This is a genomic window from Actinoplanes oryzae (assembly GCF_030757795.1).
Lineage (GTDB): Bacteria > Actinomycetota > Actinomycetes > Mycobacteriales > Micromonosporaceae > Actinoplanes.
In genome coordinates, this window is the sequence record NZ_JAUQWH010000007.1 from 75,120 (window position 1) to 94,901 (window position 19,782).

Genomic DNA, 19,782 nt, shown 5'->3' on the forward strand with positions numbered 1-19,782 from the left:
GGTAGGACCCATGACTTCCCAGGGGAGGAGACGGCGTGCCCTTCGCACTGTCCAACGGCATCCAGCTCTGCTACGAGACCTTCGGCGACCCCGGCGACCCGCCGATGCTGCTGATCATGGGGGTGGGCGAGCAGCTCCTCGGCTGGCCCGACGGCTTCTGCGAGCTGCTCGCCGCCCGGGGCTTTCACGTGATCCGCTTCGACAACCGGGACGTCGGGCTGTCGACCTGGCTCGACGATCTCGGCGAGGTGGACCTGCCCGGCCTGCTCGCCGGCGACCTCTCCACCGTACGGTATGAACTGTCCGATCTGGCGGCCGACACCCTCGGCCTGCTCGAGGCCCTGGGCATCACCCGGGTTCATCTGGCCGGATTGTCGATGGGCGGCGGCATCGCCCAACTGCTCGCGATCGGCCACCCCGAGCTGGTCGCCAGCCTGGCCTCGATCAGCTCCAGCACGAGCAACCGATCCGTCGGCGGGACCGCCCTCGACGACCCGGCCGTGATGCTGCCCCTGCCCGGCGCCGACCGCGCGACGGCCGTCGCCGCCGAGGCCGCCCTGCACCGCCTCATCGGCTCACCCGGCGGCGAGCTCCGGACGAGCGACGAGGAGCTGACCCGGCGGGCCGCCGCGAAGTACGACCGCGCCTACCACCCGGCCGGAACACTGCGCCAGATCGCCGCGAACAACACCACGGCCGACCGCACCGAGGACCTGCGCACCGTGCAGGCCCCGACGGTCGTCATCCACGGCGAGCACGACCCGCTGACCAATGTCAGCGGCGGCCGGGCCACCGCCGAGGCGATCCCGGGGGCGGACCTGCTCGTGATCCCGGGCATGGGCCACGATCTGCCGGAACCGGCGTGGACCCGGATCGCGGACGCGATCGCGGCCAACGCGGCCCGCGTCTGAGAAGCGTTCCTCATCAGGCGCGGGCCGGTGGGACTGTTCACTTGGAGCAGCAGCTCGGCGATGGTGCCGGTGCGGGGCTGCTCGGCAATCTTGGCCGCGGTGACCAGCGAGCCGGTGACCGCCACCGCCACCGTGGCGGCGCCGGCCAGGCTGAGCACCCCGGAGGCGACGGCGAAGGCCCCGGCGATCGCGGTGAACGGAGATCCCCTCAGGGCCGTCGTGCGGATTGATTCGACTCGATCGGATTGCTCGGCCTCGTGCTCGAGCACCGTGACCCGAGAGGTGGAACTGATGCCCACGATCTCCCGCACCGCCGCACGGCTCGCCGCTGCCGCGGCGATCACCACGACGCTCGCCCTCGCCGGCGGCGTACCGGCTTCGGCCGCGCCCGCTCCGAAGGCCGCCCCCGCCCCGGAGGCCGCGCCCAGCACCTGGACCCTCGTCGACACCCAGCTGGACAACTGCGTCCTGCCCGACGACCCGCGCGTGCTGTACTTCTTCGTCGTCCTCGACGGCACCTGGTCGAAGCAGATCACCGTCGACTACACCGGCCTGCCCGCCGGCGTCACCGAGTACAGCAAGGCCGTGATCCCGCCCGGCTCGGGCGACGGCCACATCGTGCAGCCCTACCTGCCGCTCTACACGGTGCACAACGCCCAGCTCGGCCACTATGTGGCGCAGATGCGGGCCACCGACGGCGCCGTCACGCAGAGCGTCGACATTCCGATCGACGTCCAGGCCACCTGCTGATGTCGTCCTGACGCACGAGGGCGGTCCCGTCGCGGCCGGAAGCCGCCGGCGGGACCGTCGCCACGCTCAGGCGGCCCAGATCCCCGGCGTCCGGCCCGACCACGGCGCCGCCTGCTCGAGCTGGGCGGCCAGGCGGAACAGGACGTCCTCGCGGCCGTAGCCGGCGGCGTACTGCAGCCCGATCGGCAGGCCGGTCGCGGCATCGGCGCCGGACGGCACGGACATGGCCGGTGTGCCCGCGACGTTGGCCGCCAGGCCCGGCAGGCCGTCCGGCTGCACGGCATGTGCGCCGCGGCCGGCCTCCCCGACCCGGAGCGCACCACCGCCGAGATCACCTTCCTGCTGGAAGGCGCGCAGGTCAGCCACCAGAACGGCAGCATCGACCGGGTCGGCGAGCGGCTGATGAGCATCGTCGAGGCCCTGCTCGACCGGGCGTGAGCGCGGGGCTCACCCGCGGCGGATCACGGCTGGAACGAGCGCAGCATCAGGGTGAGATAGCGGCGGGAGGCGGCGGCCGCGGCCGGTCCGGCGGCCGCGATCACGCCACGATGAGCGGCCACCAGCAACCGGAAGTCGGCGACCCCGAGGTCGGCGCGGACGGCGCCCTGCGCCCGGGCCCTCTCGAGCAGCACGGAGAGAACCCGCTCGGTCTCCCGCCGCTGCGGCTCGAGCCCCCGCCCCGCGGCCACCGCATCGGCGAAGTGCCGCGTGAAACCCCGGTCACGCAGCTCGTGCGCGCAATGCGCGCGGACGAGGGTGCGCAGAGCCCGCGCCGGATCCGAGTCGTGCAACGCGGCGTCCTGCCTGGCCGCGCACTCGTCCCACTGGTCGGTGAAGGCGGCGGCGACCAGCTCGTGGCGGGTGGGAAAGCGCCGGTAGACGGTCGCGACCGACACACCGGCGCGGCGGGCGATGCGGGTCGTCGGCACGTCCTCGCCCGCCTCGGCGAAGGCATGCCGCGCCGCGGCCAGGATCCTGTTCTGCTTCTCCTCCACGTCCGGGCGCATGGGCTCAGGCTTATCCCGGTCCGCGGCCGCCCCGCAAGTGATTGCGACAACGTCACGTCGCCGTGTCGCAGATCGTTGCGGCGTCGCCGGTGACCGGACCAGGTTGGTGCCATGGGAACACTTGACGGAACCACCAGCCTCGTCACCGGTGCCAGCCGGGGTCTGGGCCGCGCCATCGCCCGGAAGCTCGCCGCCGAGGGCTCGCTGGTGGCAGTGCACTACGGCACGAACGAGCCGGCCGCGCAGGACGTCGTCGCGCGCATCACCGAGGCGGGGGGCGCCGCCTTCGCCGTCGGCGCCCGGCTCGGCGTCGCCGGTGACGCCGAGCGGCTGTGGGCGGCCATGGACACCGCGCTGGCCGAGCGCGGCGCCCGGCCCGGCGTCGACGTGCTGGTGAACAACGCGGGAATCGGCGGCGCCACACCGAATCTGAGCGACGCCCGCCCGGACGACTTCGACGAGCTGTTCGCGATCAACGTCAAGGCACCGTTCTTCGTGGTGCAGCGCGGCCTGGACCGACTGCGCGACGGCGGGCGGATCGTCAACATCTCTTCCCTGTCCAGCCGGATCGCCACGCCCGACGTCCTCGCCTACGCCATGACCAAGGGTGCCATCAACATTTTCAGCACCACATTGGCCCAGGAACTGGGCAGCCGGGGCATCACTGTGAACGCGGTGCTTCCCGGGGTGACCGCGACGGAGGCCAACGTCGCCTGGTTCGCGGCCCAGCCGGCGATCCGCGACATCGTCGCCGGGATGTCCGCCCTGCGCCGCGTCGGCGAGCCGGCGGACGTCGCCGACGTGGTCGCCTTCCTGGCCTCGCCTGCCGCGCGCTGGGTGACCGGCCAGGTGATCGACGCCACCGGCGGCGCGTTCCTCGGGCTCAGCGTGGGCGGTGCGCCTCCGGCCGCATGACCGCCGCCCCAGCCCCACGACGGAACCCGCTCCGGCCGCGTTCATCGGCAGTTCCGAATCTCACCCGAGGCCGCCCCGGCCCGGCTCGCCGCGTTTAATGGATTGATGGTCAAGCCGGACGGAGAGTTGGTCAGGGCGGCACGCACGGGCGACATGGCGGCGTTCGCCCTGCTGACCGAGCGGCATCGGGCCGGGCTGCGCGCGACCGCGATCGCCCTGCTCGGCTACACCGACGAAGCCGAGGACGCCGTGCAGGACACCCTGCTCACGGCGCTGCGGCGGCTGCCCGAGCTGCGCGATCCCCACGCGGCCGGGCCGTGGCTGCGCCAGATCGTCCGCAACCACTGCCGCATGCGGCTGCGCCGGCGCGTCCCGGTGCCCGTGGCCGAGCCGGAGCCGCTGATGCCGCCCGCCGATGCTCCGCGGCCCGACGAGGTGCTCGACCAGTCGTACGCCCGGGACTGGGTCCGGCACGCGGTCGGAAGGCTGTCCTTGCCGCTGCGCGAGGTCACGTTGCTGCGCTACTTCACCGACTACACGTCGTACCGGCAGATCGCCGACCTCTGCGGGATTCCCGAGGACACGGTCGCCAGCCGGCTGCGCGACGCCCGGCGGGTCCTCGCGCGCACACTGCGGGAAACCGCGGGCGGCTCTCACCACGAGGCGGACGCCGAGGCCCACCGCCGGCAGGCCCAGCAGCACCTGACGGCGATGCAGAGCGACGCGTACGCCCGGGTCATCGACGACTGGTACCGGCCCGACCTGGCGATCGTCGCGCTGGGCGGCCTGGTCGGCGGCCGGTCGGCGCTGCGCACGATGATGGACTACACGTTCGGCGCGGGTGTGGGCATCCGGCTGCGGGACGCCACCGCGAGCGGGGACGTGCTCGTGTGGGACACCGACTACATCAACCCCAGCTCGGACCCCGAGCACTGTCCTGCGGGGTCGGCCTGGCTGATCCGCCTGCGCGAGGGCCGCGTGGCACGGATGGGCGTCGCGTACGCCACCGAAGTGAGACCGGCGTCATAGCTTTCCGGGCGCAGTATCCGCGGACCGGGCGCATCTCGTCCGGACGGGCCCGGACCACGGGCCCCCGACGGAAGGATCGGTCATGCCGATCGAGGAACTGCCCGAGCTGCTGCGCCCGGCGATCGAGAAGTACCGCGACGAGGCCGAGGAGCGGGGACGCCCGGCCGACGAGCTGGTGGCCGAGCTGCGCGAGCGTGGCGCGTTCGGCGTGCTCACCCCGCCCGAGCTGGGCGGATTCGGAGCGTCGATCGCCGGGGCGCTCGACTTCTACGCCCGGGTGGCCCGCATCGACGGCCCGACGGCCTGGTTGCTGTGGAACTTCAACCTGGGCTTCGCCGCGGGCTGGCTGCCGGACGAGGCCACCCAGCGGCTCTGGGCCGGCGGCACCGTCCCGCTGATGGCCAACTCCGGCACGCCGGGCCTGCTCACCCCCGTCGAGGGCGGCTACCGCCTGAGCGGTACGTGGAAGATCGTCAGCGGCGCCCACGTGGCCGAGTGGTACATGCTGGCCGGTGCCGACCCGACGGCCGGGCCCGGATTCGAGGCGTTCCGCTTCAGCGTCGTGCCCCGATCCGAGGTGTCCGTCCAGGACACCTGGGACGTCGTGGGCATGCGGGCATCGGACAGCAACTCGGTCACCGTCGAGGACGTCTTCGTCCCGGCGCACATGACCCAGACGCTGTTCGCGCCCCACCGCACCGCGGGGCTGTCCGTGATCAACCAGCTGTTCCCGGGCTGCGCCGCCGTCCTGATCGGCATGGCCGAGGCCGCGATCGACGAGGTGATCGCGCTGGCCGCGGTGAAGAAGGGTTTCGACGGCATCCCGCTGGCCGAGAAGGACCACGTGGCGATTGCCGTCGGCCGGGCGCTGTCCCAGGTGGCGGCGGCGCGGGGCCTGCTGCTGTCCACGCAGGGCGAGCTGGACCGGGCGGGCGCCGCCTCGACCGAGCGCGACCGGGCCGCCGTCCGGGGCGCGATCGTCCACGTGACCGAGACCGCGCGCACGGTCCTGACCAGTATGTACGAGGCCGGCAGCTCCGACCCGCTCTACCGGACCAGCCGCCTGGGCCGCATTTATCGGGACGGGATGGCCGCCGCCCAGGCCGCCAACCTGTCCACCACCCAGTGGACGATCCCGGGCCGGTTGGCCCTCGGTCAGCCGGTGGGCTGGCCGTTCGTCTAGCTCCGGACACCAGCGTCGCGCCGCCCGGTCCGCAGGCCGGGCGGCGCGACCGGACGCGAACTCCAGGTTCACCACCTGGTCCTGGCCGGCGTGCGCCTCGGCCCGGTCGATGTCCGCCCGCCGTTCATCGTCGCCCGCAAAAGCGCAAGCTCGTCGTCGCCGCGCCCTCCGCCGCTGCTCAGGAGCGATCCACGGGAGCGCTGCACTCCGCAACCTCATGCATCGATCCAGGCCCGGATCCGGACTACCGTCCGGGCCCATGATCAATCCATTCCCGATCCACATCGCCGACGACGACCTGATCGACCTGCGTACGCGCCTGGACCGCACCCGCCTGCCGGAGCCCGGGACCGACCCGGCGCAGGGCATCGACCCGGACCGGCTCCGGTCCCTGCTGGACGTCTGGCGGGAGCAGGACTGGCGGGCCCTGGAGCAGCGGTGGAACGCGATCCCCCACTTCCGGGCCACTCTCGACGGGCTCGACATCGCCTTCTGGCACGTGCGCTCGCCCGAACCGGACGCCCTGCCGCTGCTGCTCACCCACGGCTGGCCCGGCTCGGTCCTGGAGTTCGAGGACATGATCGGCCCGCTCACCGATCCGGTCGCCCACGGCGGCTCGGCTTCCGACGCCTTCCACGTGGTCGTGCCGGCGCTGCCCGGCTACGGATTCAGCGGGCGTCCCGACGAGAAGGGGTGGCACTACGGCCGTACGGCGCAAGCGTGGCTCACCCTGATGACCGAGCTCGGCTACGAGCGTTTCGGCGTCCACGGCGGCGACTGGGGCTCGCACGTGAGCACCGAGGTGGCGCTCCTGGCACCCGAGCGTGTCGTCGGGCTGCACAGCACGATGCCGGTGGCCAACCCGCTGCCCGAGGACTTCGCCACCGACGACCCGGGAGAGAAGCGCATCCTGGCCAAGCGCGAGCAGTTCTTCCGCGGCGGCATCCCGCACGTCACGATCCAGGGCGCGCTGCCGCAGACGTTCGGCTACTCCATGCTCGACTCGCCGGCCGGTCTCGCCGCCTGGCTCGGCTGGCACATGGACGAGTTCGCCGCCGATCGCGGTGTCACCCAGCACCGGCAGGCGGAGAACATCGCGCTCTACTGGTTCACGCGGACCGGCGCGTCGGCCGCGCGCTGGTACTGGGAGGGAATCCGCTTCGGCCCGCTCACGGCCGAGGAGCAGAACGCCCAGCCGGTCGAGGTGCCGTCCGCCTTCACGCTCTTTCCGGGCGAGCCGAGCGGCACCGCCCGCACGTGGGCCGAGCGCCGTTATCGGAACATCGTCGCCTGGCACGAGATGGAGCGAGGCGGCCACTTCCCCGGCTGGGAACACCCGGACGTGCTGACGAGCGAGATCCGTGGCGCTTTCCGCCACGCGCGCGGCTGAACCGATCGCCGCTGCGGCCCGTTGCGGTGGCCCCGGCCGGCGAGTAGCACCCGGCACCTACGGCGGTCGTCCGTGCGCGCGCGCACCTCGCCCCGACCAGCCGGCGGAGGTGAACGGCGCGGTCAGTTCCGCGTCGCTCACCTCCGGCGGCAGGTCCGCCGCGTTCAGCGCTCCCGGTCGCCGCGTTCGAGCAGCCCCCGAACCATCCGCAGGGCGTAGAAGGAGCGCGACCGGACCGTGCCGTTCGGCACGTTCAGCTCGGCGGCCACCTCGCTCACCGTCTCGTCGCCGTAGTAGAGGTGGACGAGTACCGCCCGGTGCTCCGGCGTGAGCTTCCGCAGCGCGTCGTCGACGGTCCACCGGGTCAGCACCTGATCAAGGGCGCCGTCGGCCACCGAGTACCGGTTGAGGTCGTCCTGGCCTACCTCGACCGGGCGCGCCGTCCGGGCCCGGACCGCGTCGATGGTCAGGTTCCGGGCCACCGTGAACAGCCACCGCCGGACCGACTCGTCGCTCTCCGGCAGCTCGTCCACGTTGCGCCACGCCCGCAGCATGGTTTCCTGAAGCAGATCCTCGGCCGACTCCGGCCGGCCGTGGGTCAGTCGTTTCAGGTACCGCAGCAGTGGAGCGGCGTTCGCCTCGTACGCCGCCCGCAGTCGCTCTTCCCGTGTGTCGAACGCCAGAACCGATGTCGTCACAGCGCCCCCTCTCGTCGGAAACGCTGGCTACGGTATTGGCGAATATCAGTACCGACGTCACGCTCGTGCGGTATCGGGCATACCTCGCGCGGGGTATTTTTCGCGGCACTTCACGCGTCTGTAGCGGGCGCTACACTCAGTGCCACGACCTGGTGCTTCACCGGAGGTGTCCCATTACGCTCCGCGCAGAGATAGCGGCGTACTGGCGGCGGACCGAGAGCTGCGGCCTCGCCCCGGACGCCCGCCTCGACACCCTGCCGATCGCCGACGTCGACCGGTCGACCCGGCTGCTCCGGGCCGCCGCCCCCGTCCTCGACCGGGTCATGGCGGAACTCGCCGGCAGCCGGTTCTACGGTCAGCGCCCAGAACGGCATGCCGATCTCGCTGTCGGAGTCGCTGGAGGGCGGCTTCCCGGCCGTGCTGCTGCGCTACTACGCCGGGCTGATCCGCGAGCAGGCCGCCGAGGAGGTGCGGGCCGGTCTGACCGGAGGCTCGATCCACGTACGCCGGGAACCCCTGGGAGTCGTCGCCGCGATCGTGCCGTGGAACGCGCCGCAGACGCTGTCGTCGATGAAGTTCGCCCCGGCGCTGGCAGCCGGCTGCACCATGGTTCTCAAGCCCTCCCCCGAGACCGCACTGGACGCCTTCCTGCTGGCCGAGGCCGTCATCGAGGCGGGCCTGCCGCCCGGCGTGCTCAACATCGTCCCGGGCGGTCGCGAGGCCGGCGCCTCTCTGGTCGCGCACCCGGGCGTCGACAAGGTGGCGTTCACCGGCTCGACCGCGGCCGGCCGGGAGATCGGCGCGACCTGCGGCCGCGTGCTGCGCCCCGTCACCCTCGAGCTCGGCGGCAAGTCGGCCGCGATCGTCCTGGACGACGTCGACGTGGCGGCCATCGGCGAGCAGTTCTTGGTCGCCACCATGATGAACAACGGTCAGGCGTGCTTTGCCAGCACCCGGGTCCTGGCGCCCCGGTCCCGCTACGACGAGATCGTGGACGCCGTCGTCACGCTCGTCGACGGCCTCACGGTCGGCGATCCGCTCGATCCGCGGACGCAGGTCGGCCCGCTCGCCACCGCCCGCCAGCGCGACCGGGTGGAGGGCTACATCGCGAAGGGTACGCAGGAGGGCGCGCGCCTGGTCGCCGGCGGCGCGCGCCCGAAGCACCTCGCGCACGGCTGGTACGTGGAGCCCACCGTCTTCGCCGACGTCGACAACCGGCAGGTCATCGCCCGCGAAGAGATCTTCGGCCCGGTGCTCACGGTGACCGCGTACGAGGACGAGGCGGACGCCGTGCGGATCGCCAACGACTCCGAGTACGGGCTGGGCGGCTCGGTCTGGACCAGTGACGACGAACGCGGCCTGGCCGTGGCGCGCCGGGTCCGCACCGGCACCATCGGGCTCAACCACTACCAGGTCGATCCGGTGGCGCCGTTCGGCGGCGTGAAGTCCAGCGGGATCGGCCGCGAGTTCGGGCCCGAGGCGCTGCAGGGCTACCAGCAGCTGAAGTCGATCTACCGCCGCTGAGCGCCGCGGTGCCGGTGCGGCCCCGGCCGGAGCGCAATACCGTGCACGGCCGGAGCAACCACGTGAACGCCCGGACCGGCGACGCGCCGCTAGCGTGGTGATCATGAAGGGTTTCTACGATGCCGGCGCCCACTCGCCGGCCGCGCCCGAACGGATCTGGGCGCTGCTGGTCGATGCGCGGAGCTGGCCGCGGTGGGGCACCGTGGACGAGCTCGTGACCGAGAAGTCCACGAACATCTCGAGCGACGGGCACGACGAGGTGGGCGCCGTGCGGGCGTTCCGTACCGGCCGGACTGTCACCAGCGAGCGGATCGTGGGGCTGGAACCGGGCCGGCTCTTCGCGTACGCGGGCGCCGAGAACCCGTACCTGCGCGACTACCGGGCCGAGATCCGGCTCAGCCCGGCCACGGGCGGCGGCACGTCGATCCGCTGGCACGGGACGTACGACGTGCCGTTCGGGATGCACCTGGTCATGCGGCCGCTGATGCACCGGACGATGCGCCGGATGGTGGAAGGACTCGCCCGGGCTGCGTAATGTTGCCGGGTGGATCGTGCGGAACGTTTCGACCAGGAGGGTTACGCCGGCTTCGACATGGAGCCGCATGTCGTCCGGCGGCTGTCGAGCTGGGACGACGCCGGCTGGCGGTCCCTGCTGGTGCAGCGCTTCGACCACCGGCCCGCCGACGATGTGATCGACCTGCCCGCCTCGCGTGACCACCACTTCTGGGTGGTGACGCGAGGCGCGGGCACGATGCGCGTGCACTCCGGCGACGACCGTCGCGAGGACCCGATCGCCCCGGGCCTGCTGGGGCGGGCCGTCCCGGGCGTTCCCACCGTCTTGAGCTACACCGCGACCGCCCCGCTGAGCAGCGTGCACGTGCACCTGCCGGCCGACATCGTCGACCGCGTCAGCGCCCAGACCAGGCCGGGGCGGCCGGCCGGACCCGGCGACGCCTTGCTCGCGCCCCTGCTGCGCTCCTTCGCCGACGCCGCCGAGCAGCGCGCCGACCCCATGTACGGTGACACCGCCGCCGAGTTCCTGGCCGTCCATCTCGTCACCCGGGACGGCAGGCGCCGGCTGGACACGCCGCCGGGCCGCGAGGACGCCCGGGTACGCAAGGCGGTCGCCCTGATGCGCGAACGCCTCGCCGATCCGCTGACCCTCGCGGATCTCGCCGCGGCGGCCTACCTGAGCCCGTACCACTTCGTGCGGGTCTTCAAGCAGGCCACGGGTGAGACGCCCGGGCGCCATCTCACCCGTTTACGCGTACGCGAGGCCGCCCGGCTGCTCGACGCCGGCCACACCGTCACCGCGGTCGCGAGGCGGTGCGGCTTCTCCAGCCCGTCCCACCTGTCGACGGCGTTCCTGCGCGAGTTCGGCGTACGCCCGTCGCACTACCGGCTCCGCTCCCGGAAGTGACGAGCCGCGCGGGTTCACCGCCCGTACGCGATCGGCAGGCTCCGCAGGGAGTGCACGATCTCGCTCGGGCGCCACGTCACGTCCTCCTGCGGCACGTCGAGCTCCAGCCGCCCGTACCGGTCGAGGAGCTTGCCGACGGCGATCTCCGCCTCCAACCGGGCCAGCGGCGCGCCCAGGCAGAAGTGGATGCCGTGGCCGAAGGCCAGGTGTCCGCGGGTGTCGCGGGTGATGTCGAAGCGGTCGGGCTCGGGGAACCGGCTCTCGTCGCGATTGGCCGCCGGCAGCGCGATCCGCACCAGCTCGTGCCGCGGAATGGTCACGCCGGCGACGGTGACCGGCTCGGTCGTGAACCGCAGCGACGCCATGTGGACGGGGCTGTCGAACCGCAGGACCTCCTCGATCGCGCCGGGCAGCAGGCTCCGGTCGGACCGCAGCAGGCCGAGCTGGTCCGGATGCCGCACCAGGCTGTGGACGGCGCTGCTGATCAGGGAGACCGTGGTCTCGTGGCCGGCGACGATCAGGATGCCGATCATGATCAGCACTTCCTGCGCGGTGAGCTGGTCGCCCTCGTCGGAGGCGAGGACGAGGGCGGACACCAGGTCCTGGGCGGGCTCGGCCCGTTTGCGCTCGATGAGCCCGGTCAGATAGCCGGCGAGGGCCGCGAACGCCTGCCCGGCCGACCCCGGCGGGTCATTGGTCACCAGGGCACCCGTCCACTCCCGGATGCGCTCGCGGTCCTCGTGCGGCACGCCCAGCATTTCGCTGATCACCGCGATCGGCAGCGGAAACGCGAAGGACTCGACGAGATCCGTCCGGCCCTCGTCACCCATCGCGTCGAGCAGGCCGTCGGTGAGCGCCTCGATGGCCGGGCGCAGGGCGGCGACCGTACGCGCGGTGAAGCCCTTGCTCACGAGCCGGCGCAGGCGGGTGTGTTCCGGCCGGTCGGTGTTGAGCATGTGCTCGACCATCGGCGAGTGCCACTCCGGCCCGTTCAGCCTCAGGACGGTCCGCGCGGTGCGGATGTCCTTGCTCAGCCGCGGGTCGTCGAGCAGGGCCCGCGCCTGGTCGTACCCCATGACGAGCCAGCCTTGCTCACCGCCGGGCAGCTCGGCGTACTGAACCGGCCCGCCGGCAGCGATCCGCCGGTACGTCGCCGCCGTGTCGGTCAGCAGTGTCTCGTCCAGCCGGACGGCGGGGTGAATGTCCATGTCCGCTCACGACGCACCGGCGGCGCCGGCTGTTCATGACCGCGCACTTCCGCGCACGGTCCCGGCGACCTCAGCCCGCGTGCGTGGGATCGGAGTCCCAGGCGAGGCCGTCGCCGCGGTCCATGGTATCGAGGGTTGCCATGTCGGTGTCGTCGATCCGGAAGGAGAACAGATCGGCGTTCTCGCGCATGCGGGCCGGCTTGGTGCTCTTGGGCAGGACGGGGTAGCCCTTCTGCACGCCCCAGCGCAGCAGCAGCTGGGCCTCGGTGACGCCGTACTTGGCGGCCATGGTCTTGAACGGGGAGTCCTCGCGCCGGCCCTCGGCCCGCTGGGCGTCGGTCTTGCTGCTGCCGTGCCCGGGGGCGGTGCGCCAGGTCGACAGCGGCGCAAGGCTGCTGTACGCGATCGGCGTGATGTTCTTCGCGGCGAGGGAGGAGACGATGCCGGGCTTCTGCGACCACGGGTGCAGCTCGATCTGGTTGGCGTGCGGCAACGGCAGGCCCGCCGCGGCGAGCTCCTCGATGTGCGCGGCATTGAAGTTCGACACGCCGATCGTGCGCGCCCTCTTGTTCTCGTGCAATTCGACCAGGGCACGCCACTGGTCGAGGCGCTGCCCGGGCTCGTACGGGGCGTGGATCAGGTAGAGGTCGACGTGGTCGAGGCCCAGCTTGTCGAGGCTCACGTCGAACGCGTCGAGCGTCTCGCGCGCCGACTTGAAGCCGCCCGGGCCCTGCGGCCACAGCTTGGTGGTCACGAACACGTCGTCGCGGCTCAGCCCGGCGGCGGCCAGCCCGCGGCGCAGGCCCTCGCCGACGCCGCGCTCGTTGGCGTACACCTCGGCGGTGTCGATGTGCCGGTAGCCGGCGGCGATGGCGGCCGCGACGGCGTCGGCGGCCTCGTCGTCGGGGATCAAGTAGGTGCCGAAGCCGAGGTAGGGGATCTCGACGCCGTCGGCGAGGGTGCGGGTGGGCTGATCGGTCATGGGTCTCTCCTGGGTCGCACGGGGCGGTCAGTGGTGTTCGGTGCCTGCGGTGCGGTGCTGCGGGGCGTTGGTGGCCGACCAGCTCGCCAGCAGCCGCAGTTTCTCCTCCGAGGCCGAGCCCGGCTCGGCGGTGTAGGTGTTGATCGTCAGTCCGGGGTCGGAAGGCAGCGTCATCGCGGTGAACGTCAGCGTCATCTCGCCGGCGACGGGATGGCGCAAGGCTTTGACCCCGCTGAAGAGCAGCTCCACGTCGTGGGTCGCCCACCAGGTGCGGAACGGCTCGCTGCGGGTGGCGAGCTCACCGACCAGGTCGGTCAGATCCTTGTCGTACGGGTCCCGGCCGGCCTCGGTGCGCAGCAGCGCCACGACATCGCGGCCGACCTCGGCCCAGTCGCGGTAGAAGTCGCGGGCCGCGGGGTCGAGGAAGGCGAAGCGAGCCATGTTGGGCCGACCGGCGGCGGCGTCGAGCGCGGGAGCCCACACAGCGCGCCCGAGCGCGTTGGCGGCGAGGATGTCGAAGCGCCCGTTGCGCACCAGCACCGCGGAGCCGGTGACCGTGTCGAGGAAATGCTGCACCGCGGGGCGGATCGCCGGTGACGGCGGGCGCCGGTGCTTCGACCGGCCCGCCCGGGAGGCGCGGGCGAGGGCGAACAAGTGGGTGCGTTCGGCCTCGTCCAGCTGCAGGGCGCCGGCGATCGCGGTCAGCACGCTGTCGGAGGCGGTGCTCAGGTTGCCCTTCTCCAGGCGCACGTAATAGTCGACCGAGACGCCGGCGAGCCAGGCCACCTCGTCCCGGCGCAGCCCGGGCACCCGGCGCGGCCCGTACGCCGGCAGGCCCGCCCGCTCGGGGGTGATCTTCGCGCGGCGCGTCCTGAGGAAGTCGCGCACCTCGGCCCGGTTGTCCATGCCTCCACGGTAGGCGCGCCGCCGATGATCTGAGGGGTCACAACGTGACCCCCTCCGCGAGTACGGCTTCCACCGTCGCGAGCAGTGCCGCGGCAGCCGCGCGCGGATCGCCGTACGGTTCGGCGCCGTAGTCGCGGCCGGCCCGCAGCCAGGTCTCGGTGTGCTGGTACCAGTCGACCGGTGTGGTCGGCTCACCCCGCAGCAGGTGCCGGAGCTCGGCGAGCCATATCGTCCACCGCGAGCGGTAGAAGTCGCCCACGAGGCCGGACCAGTCCCGGTTGGCGTACCCCGCGAGCACCGTCGCGTCCTCGTATCCCCACGAGGTGAGCAGGCGCTTGCTCTCCCGTACGAGATAGGCGGACTCGGCCGCCGACGAGCCCCACGCCGCCGCGTCGGCGGTCCACGCGCCGAGCAGGAAATGCCGGTTCGTCGCGAGCACCGCCTCCTGCCCGTCGAGCAGCGCCAGGAACCGGGCCGCCCGGACGTCGAACGACGCGACGTCGCCGGCCTCGACGGCTGCGGCAACGGCACGCAGGGCGATCCGGGCGACGTCGCCGGCCACCTGGCGGGCGATGTCGACCAGGTCGTGGACGAATCCCGGGGTGTCGAGCGTGGCCGGCGTGGCCAGCATGGCGCGCAGCGCGGGCACCAGGCCGTCCTCGGGATAGCCGAGCGTGCCCGGCCCGACGGGGCTGGCCCCCGTGGCATGCGTGCTCGGCACGGCGGCGAACACGGAGTCGGTGCTCGCGTAGACCTGGAAAGCGGCAAGGTCGCCGGATGTGTCGAGGACGGCGGCCACGGCGGCGTCCCGGTCCACCGCGCCGGCGTCGACCGGGCTTCCGGCCAGCGCCCGGGTGGCCTCGTCGGAGAGGCGGGCGGTCGTCTCGGGGCGCCAGGAACGATAGGCGGTGTCGAGCAGTGTTCGCCAGGCGCTCAGCGCGTTCTCGTCGGCCGCGCCGTAGCGCGCGGTGGTCCACGTACGGATCCAGGCGTCCAGGTCGACGGGGCGATCGGCCCAGGTGAGGTCGCCGAAGAGGTCCCAGACGACCGGGTTGTTGCCCACGCCCTCGGCCATGTCGGTGAGTCCGGCGGCGTTCCATCGGCCGGGCAGGGCGGCCATCGAGCGGAGGTCGCCGTAGAGGCCGTTACGACCGCCGTAGTTGGGCAGGATGCCGTGCACCCGCGGCGCTCCGGCGAAGTCGCCGAGCTGGTCGAACGCCTCGCCGGTGAGGTCGAGGACGAGAACCCGCCCGAGGTCGATCGCCTCGAGGATCGCCCGGCGCGGATTGCCCGCCCAGGCCTGCATCACCCAGGTCGCCTCCGGGTCGGCGGCGAGCATGGCGGCCTGGACGCCCCGCGCGGCCGCGCCGATGTCGAACTCCCCCACCTTGCCGCCCTCGTGCAGCAGGTCGACGGCCCACATGCCGTGGGCGCCGAAGGCCCGGCGCTGTTCGGCGTAGAAGACCCGGGCCACCGCGGCGTACGCCTCCGTCGTGGTGCTGAGCCAGTCGGGGCGCTCGGGCCCGGCGACGTCCATGAACCACTTGCCCTGGGCCACCGTCGGCGCATGCTCGTGGCGATCGGCGAATCCCGGCGGCACGGTGCCGCTGAAACCGGGCAGGATCGGCGTGATGCCGAGGTCGGTCATGCGCTGGATGACGCGCCGGCCGAGGGCTGCCCGGCGGTCGATGAGCTCGCGGGTGGTGCCCTCCCCGAAGCTCTGGATGTTGTTGAGCCACATCCACGGCTGATGCGAGGGCGGGGCGATCCAGCGCAGGATCTCCTCCGGCGGGTAGCCGAACCGCGTGAACGTCTCGAGCCAGACGAGCTCCTGGCCGAGGGTGAGGTGCGCGGCCGTCACCCCGCTCGCGGCCAGCAGGTCCAGTTCGGCTTCCCACTGCGGCCACTGGAAGAACGGAGTGGTGTAGCCGCCGACGCAGATGTTGTAGGCGATGCGGTGGGCGAGCTGGGCGGTGCCTTCGACGGCGATACCTTCAGGCAGCGACCCGCGTACCGGCCGTGTTCCGAACCGGCCGACGTATGCCACTCCGGTCCTGCGGACGAAGGCGCTGTAGCCGGCGATCGCGGCGCCCGCCCCGCTCGCCCGGACGTGCACCGTGTCCCCCAATGCCCGTACGGAAAAGTGGTCGGGACCCGGCGTGGGTTCGACGGTCACGTGGATGCGGTCCCCCGGCAGCGCGCTGAGGCGCTGGATCGCCTCGTGAGCCGTTCGTTCGGGCGTCATACCTGCACCATTTCCTGGTCGTCGGTGACCGCTTCCTTGTTGTCGGTGACCGTGCCGGAGCGAACACGCAGCACGGTCAGGCTGCCCAGCAGGGCGATCGCGCCGGCGGACAGGAAGAGAGCGGGATATCCGCCGAGGCTGTTCACCGCGACGGACGCGAGGAACGGCGCAATCACCTGCGGCGCGTTCAAGGCGATGTGGAAGACACCGAGGTCACGCCCGGCGTCACCGGTCCGGGGCAGGACGATCGTGGCCAGCGCGAGGTCGACGCCGAGGAACGCACCGAGGGCGAAGCCGCCGATGGCCGCCTGCACCAGGTAGGCCGGCCACGACGGCCAGGCGAGGGGCACGACCATCGACACGGTGAGCAGCAGCGAGGACGCCACCACGAAGGCCCGGTGGTGTCCGAAGCGGTCGGCCAGCGGTCCGGAGACCACGGTGCCGAGCGTGACCAGGACCAGGTTGATCGTGCCGCTGGTGGCGACGGCCTCGGCCGCCGTCAGGTCCGCGGGCAGCCGGATGTGGTCCTGCAGGATGTAGAGCCCGAAGCCGCTGATCATGTTGTAGCCGAGATAGAGGACGGCGCGGGAGATGAAGACCCAGCGGTAGTCGTGGAACCGCAGACTGCCGAACATGGTCCGGAGCCCCGCGGCCGGTGTGCGGCGCTCGACGGCTTGCCGGTCACCGTGCGGATCTCGGACGAGGAAGGCGCACAGGGCGGACGCCACGGCGAACAGGACCGCGAGCAGCACATAACCGACGGCGACGGAGCCGGCGAACGCGGCGCCGAGCTGGACGCCGAGAATGGCGCCGACGGGCAGGCCGAGACCTTGCACCGTGCTGGCCAGGCCGTGCCGGCGTGCCGGGATCCGCTCGGGGATGGCCGACAGGATGATGTTGAGGCCGATGTTGATGGTCGCCTGCACCAGGAACCAGCCCACCAGCAGGCCGGGGACCGACCCGGCGAGACCGAGCAGCACCAGGGCGGCGGCGGTGGCCACGCCGCCCCCCAGGATCCACGGCGCCCGGCGGCCCCAGCGGCTCGAGGTCCGGTCGGACAGCAGGCCGGCGATCGGCGGCACGGCCAGCGAGGCGATCGCGCTCACGCCGGTGATGAGGGCCAGCGCCGAGGTGGCACCGTCGCCGGCGGCCTCGCGTACCTGCGTGGGCAACAGGATCTGCAGGACGCCGCCGACGGCCGCGTAGCCGAACACGTTGAGGACGAACATGGCGGTCAGCAGGGGACCGACCCGGGACCTCATGCCTGCCCCTCGCGGACGCGGCGGGCCAGCGGTTCCCGGCCGGGCGGCTGACGCACCGGCTCCACGTCGGGCGGCGCCGGGATCGGCAGTTCCAGGGAGCCGTTGCGGGGCACGGTGACGAGTTCCCCGTGGTGGCGCAGGTCCAGGTCGTCACCGGCGAGGAGCCGGTACACCGCGTGCCCGGGGGTGATCGTCACCTGCAGGCGCCGGCCGCGCCAGCGGACCCGGAACGCGATGCGGGTCAGCGCCTCCGGCAGGCGGGGCGCGAACGCCAGACAGGTCGAGAGGTGGCGCAGACCGCCGAACCCGGCGACCACCCCGTTCCACGCGCCGGCCAGCGCGGCCAGATGCAGGCCGTGCTCGGTGTTGCCGGCCAGATCGCCCAGGTCCAGCTGCGCGGTCTCACACACATAGTCGTACGCGAGACCGAGGTGGCCCGTCTCGGCCGCGAGCACCGCCTGCGTGGCCGCCGACAGCGACGAGTCGCGGACGGTGATCTGCTCGTAGTAGGCGAAGTTGCGCGCCTTCTGCTCGGGCGTGAAGGCCTCCGGGCACAGCTGCATCGCCAGCACCAGGTCGGCCTGTTTGACGACCTGTTTGCGGTAGATGTCGAAGTAGGGGAAGTGCAGCATCAGGGGGTACTTCTCGACCGGCGTCGACGCGAAGTCCCACATCGCGTGGCTGGTGAAGCCCTCGGACTGCTCGTGCACACCGAGCTTGGCGTCGAAGGGGAGGAACATGTCGGCCGCGGCGGCCCGCCAGGAGGCGATCTCGTGGTCCGGGACGGCGGCCCGGCCGGGGTGACGTTCGCAGGCGTCCGCCGCCCCGGCGAGATTCCGCTGGGCGAGCAGGTTGGTGTAAAGGTTGTTGTCGGCGACCGCGCTGTATTCGTCGGGCCCGGTGACGCCGTCGATGCGAAACGTGCCGTCCGGGCCGCGCTGGCCCACCGACATCCACAGCCGGGCGGTCTCCACCAGCAGTTCCAGCGCGACGTCCCGTTCGAAGCCCGCGTCGCCGGTGGCTTGGACATGCCGGATGGCGGCGTCGGCGATGTCGGCGTTGACGTGGAAGGCCGCGGTGCCGGCGGGCCAGTACCCGGAGCACTCCTCGCCGCGGACCGTACGCCAGGGGAACGCCGCGCCCTTCAGCCCGAGCTGCTCCGCGCGCTCCCGCGCCTGCGGGAGGATGGACTGCCGCCAGCGCAGCGCGTCGGCCGCGGCCTCCGGCACGGTGTGGCTGAGCATCGGCAGCACGAACGTCTCGGTGTCCCAGAAGGTGTGGCCGTCGTAGCCGGGACCGGTCAGGCCCTTGGCTCCGATCGCGCGCCGCTCGGCCCGGGCACCCGCCTGCAGCACGTGGAACAGCGCGAACCGGACTGCCTGCTGCAGCTGTGGATCGCCCTCGATCTCGACGTCCGCGCCGGCCCAGAAGTCGGTGAGGTAGCGGCGCTGCTCGTCGAGCAGGCCTTCGAAACCGTGGTAGCGCGCGATCGTCCGGGCGGCCCGGACCTGATCGTTGAGCGCCGACATGGATCGGCTCGCCGACCATCCGTACGCCAGGTGTTTGACGATCCGCAGGTGCTGCCCGGGCTGCAGGCGGCAGACCACCGTGGTGCGGCCGATGTCCGGCTGCGCCGACGAGTGGACCTGGAAGCCGTCCGGGCCGTCGATGTCGTGGGCCATCGTCGCGGCCATCCGCAGTCCGGAGTGCTGGACCCGGTGCAGCAGCGTGACGCCCGAGTCGTCGAGGAAGTGCGCCTCCGGCCGCAACGGGTTCAGCAGGGCCGCCTCGACCCGCGGGTCGCCGCCGGAGGACGGCAGGTCCTCGTTGGCCATCAGCTCGGACTGCACGACGACCAGGATCGGCTGGTCGACCGCGCTCACGGTGTACCGGACGGCCGCGACGGCCCGCTGGACCAGCGACACCAGCCGCTCGCTGCGGACCCGGACCGCCTTGCCCGCGGGCGAGACCCACTCGAGCTCGCGGGTCAGCACCCCGCTGCGGAAGTCCAGCACCCGCTCGTGGGATCGCAGATCGCCGTAGCGGACGTCCAGCGGCGCGTCGTCGACCATGAGCCGGATCATCTTGCCGTTGGTCACGTTGATGATCGACTGCCCGGACTCCGGATAGCCGTAACCGCCTTCCGCGTACGGCAGGGGACGGTGTTCGAAGAACGAGTTGAGGTAGGTGCCGGGCTGTCCGTAGGGCTCGCCCTCATCAAAGTTGCCGCGCAGTCCGATGTGGCCGTTGGCCAACGCGAAGACCGACTCGGCGTGCCCGAGCTCGCCGAGGGCGAGACCGGTTTCCCGGACGGCCCACGGTTCCACGCCGAAGTTTCGTTGTTCCAGCATT

At 72.3% G+C, this 19,782-nt stretch carries 18 protein-coding genes and 1 pseudogene; 10 read left to right on the forward strand and 9 right to left on the reverse strand.

Going from position 1 to position 19,782, the window contains the following annotated elements:
- Positions 1-35: 35 nt before the first annotated feature.
- Positions 36-911, forward strand: a complete 876-nt coding sequence (locus RBH18_RS04470; RefSeq protein WP_306204614.1) for an alpha/beta fold hydrolase — start codon at positions 36-38, stop codon at positions 909-911.
- Between the two features lie 291 nt (positions 912-1,202).
- A complete protein-coding gene (locus RBH18_RS04475) occupies positions 1,203-1,661 on the forward strand; it encodes a DUF5980 family protein (protein ID WP_306204615.1) in 459 nt (152 codons plus the stop codon).
- A gap of 66 nt (positions 1,662-1,727) precedes the next feature.
- On the opposite strand, the gene RBH18_RS04480 is transcribed toward RBH18_RS04475, so the two are convergent.
- Positions 1,728-1,940: an amidase family protein gene (locus tag RBH18_RS04480; RefSeq protein ID WP_306204616.1), complete on the reverse strand. Its 213-nt coding sequence runs from the start codon at positions 1,938-1,940 to the stop codon at positions 1,728-1,730.
- 3 nt (positions 1,941-1,943) lie between these two features.
- On the opposite strand from RBH18_RS04480, the gene RBH18_RS04485 reads away from it, so the two are divergent.
- On the forward strand, positions 1,944-2,099 hold the full coding sequence (locus tag RBH18_RS04485; RefSeq protein ID WP_306204617.1) for a hypothetical protein: 156 nt from the start codon (positions 1,944-1,946) through the stop codon (positions 2,097-2,099).
- 23 nt (positions 2,100-2,122) lie between these two features.
- Here RBH18_RS04485 and RBH18_RS04490 read toward each other — a convergent pair whose 3' ends face one another.
- A complete protein-coding gene (locus RBH18_RS04490; RefSeq protein ID WP_306204618.1) occupies positions 2,123-2,668 on the reverse strand; it encodes a TetR/AcrR family transcriptional regulator in 546 nt (181 codons plus the stop codon).
- A gap of 111 nt (positions 2,669-2,779) precedes the next feature.
- On the opposite strand from RBH18_RS04490, the gene RBH18_RS04495 reads away from it, so the two are divergent.
- From RBH18_RS04495 to RBH18_RS04510, 4 genes are all read left to right on the forward strand, one after another.
- Positions 2,780-3,583 carry an SDR family NAD(P)-dependent oxidoreductase gene (locus RBH18_RS04495; protein ID WP_306204620.1) on the forward strand — a complete coding sequence of 268 codons (804 nt, stop codon included), beginning with the start codon at positions 2,780-2,782 and terminating at the stop codon, positions 3,581-3,583.
- A gap of 105 nt (positions 3,584-3,688) precedes the next feature.
- Positions 3,689-4,612, forward strand: a complete 924-nt coding sequence (locus tag RBH18_RS04500) for an RNA polymerase sigma factor (protein WP_306204622.1) — start codon at positions 3,689-3,691, stop codon at positions 4,610-4,612.
- An 82-nt stretch (positions 4,613-4,694) separates the two neighbouring features.
- Entirely contained in the window at positions 4,695-5,795 is a 1,101-nt protein-coding gene (locus tag RBH18_RS04505) for an acyl-CoA dehydrogenase family protein (protein ID WP_306204623.1), read from the forward strand.
- 259 nt (positions 5,796-6,054) lie between these two features.
- A complete protein-coding gene (locus RBH18_RS04510) occupies positions 6,055-7,185 on the forward strand; it encodes an epoxide hydrolase family protein (RefSeq protein WP_306204625.1) in 1,131 nt (376 codons plus the stop codon).
- A gap of 164 nt (positions 7,186-7,349) precedes the next feature.
- On the opposite strand, the gene RBH18_RS04515 is transcribed toward RBH18_RS04510, so the two are convergent.
- On the reverse strand, positions 7,350-7,883 hold the full coding sequence (locus RBH18_RS04515) for a sigma-70 family RNA polymerase sigma factor (RefSeq protein ID WP_306204626.1): 534 nt from the start codon (positions 7,881-7,883) through the stop codon (positions 7,350-7,352).
- A 369-nt stretch (positions 7,884-8,252) separates the two neighbouring features.
- Between RBH18_RS04515 and RBH18_RS04520 the strand changes: the two are divergent.
- The 3 genes and pseudogenes from RBH18_RS04520 to RBH18_RS04530 form a co-directional block, all read left to right on the forward strand.
- Positions 8,253-9,407: pseudogene (locus tag RBH18_RS04520) on the forward strand (aldehyde dehydrogenase); the annotation flags it as partial.
- A gap of 103 nt (positions 9,408-9,510) precedes the next feature.
- Entirely contained in the window at positions 9,511-9,942 is a 432-nt protein-coding gene (locus tag RBH18_RS04525) for an SRPBCC family protein (protein ID WP_306204627.1), read from the forward strand.
- A gap of 9 nt (positions 9,943-9,951) precedes the next feature.
- The gene (locus RBH18_RS04530) at positions 9,952-10,827 is read left to right on the forward strand and encodes a helix-turn-helix domain-containing protein (protein WP_306204628.1); all 876 of its coding nucleotides are present in this window, start codon (positions 9,952-9,954) and stop codon (positions 10,825-10,827) included.
- A gap of 14 nt (positions 10,828-10,841) precedes the next feature.
- On the opposite strand, the gene RBH18_RS04535 is transcribed toward RBH18_RS04530, so the two are convergent.
- From RBH18_RS04535 to RBH18_RS04560, 6 genes are all read right to left on the reverse strand, one after another.
- Positions 10,842-12,035: a cytochrome P450 family protein gene (locus RBH18_RS04535; protein ID WP_306204629.1), complete on the reverse strand. Its 1,194-nt coding sequence runs from the start codon at positions 12,033-12,035 to the stop codon at positions 10,842-10,844.
- A gap of 70 nt (positions 12,036-12,105) precedes the next feature.
- Complete coding sequence (locus RBH18_RS04540; RefSeq protein ID WP_306204630.1) at positions 12,106-13,017, reverse strand: aldo/keto reductase; 912 nt, start codon at positions 13,015-13,017, stop codon at positions 12,106-12,108.
- Between the two features lie 27 nt (positions 13,018-13,044).
- Positions 13,045-13,923, reverse strand: coding sequence for a helix-turn-helix transcriptional regulator (locus tag RBH18_RS04545; RefSeq protein WP_306204631.1), 879 nt, complete (start codon positions 13,921-13,923; stop codon positions 13,045-13,047).
- Positions 13,924-13,960: 37 nt separating this feature from the next.
- A complete protein-coding gene (locus tag RBH18_RS04550; protein ID WP_306204633.1) occupies positions 13,961-16,168 on the reverse strand; it encodes an alpha-N-acetylglucosaminidase in 2,208 nt (735 codons plus the stop codon).
- On the reverse strand, positions 16,165-17,430 hold the full coding sequence (locus RBH18_RS04555; protein WP_306204635.1) for an MFS transporter: 1,266 nt from the start codon (positions 17,428-17,430) through the stop codon (positions 16,165-16,167). Before RBH18_RS04555 ends, RBH18_RS04550 begins: the two co-directional genes overlap by 4 nt.
- On the reverse strand, positions 17,427-19,781 hold the full coding sequence (locus RBH18_RS04560) for a glycoside hydrolase family 65 protein (protein WP_306204636.1): 2,355 nt from the start codon (positions 19,779-19,781) through the stop codon (positions 17,427-17,429). Before RBH18_RS04560 ends, RBH18_RS04555 begins: the two co-directional genes overlap by 4 nt.
- Position 19,782 lies beyond the last annotated feature (1 nt).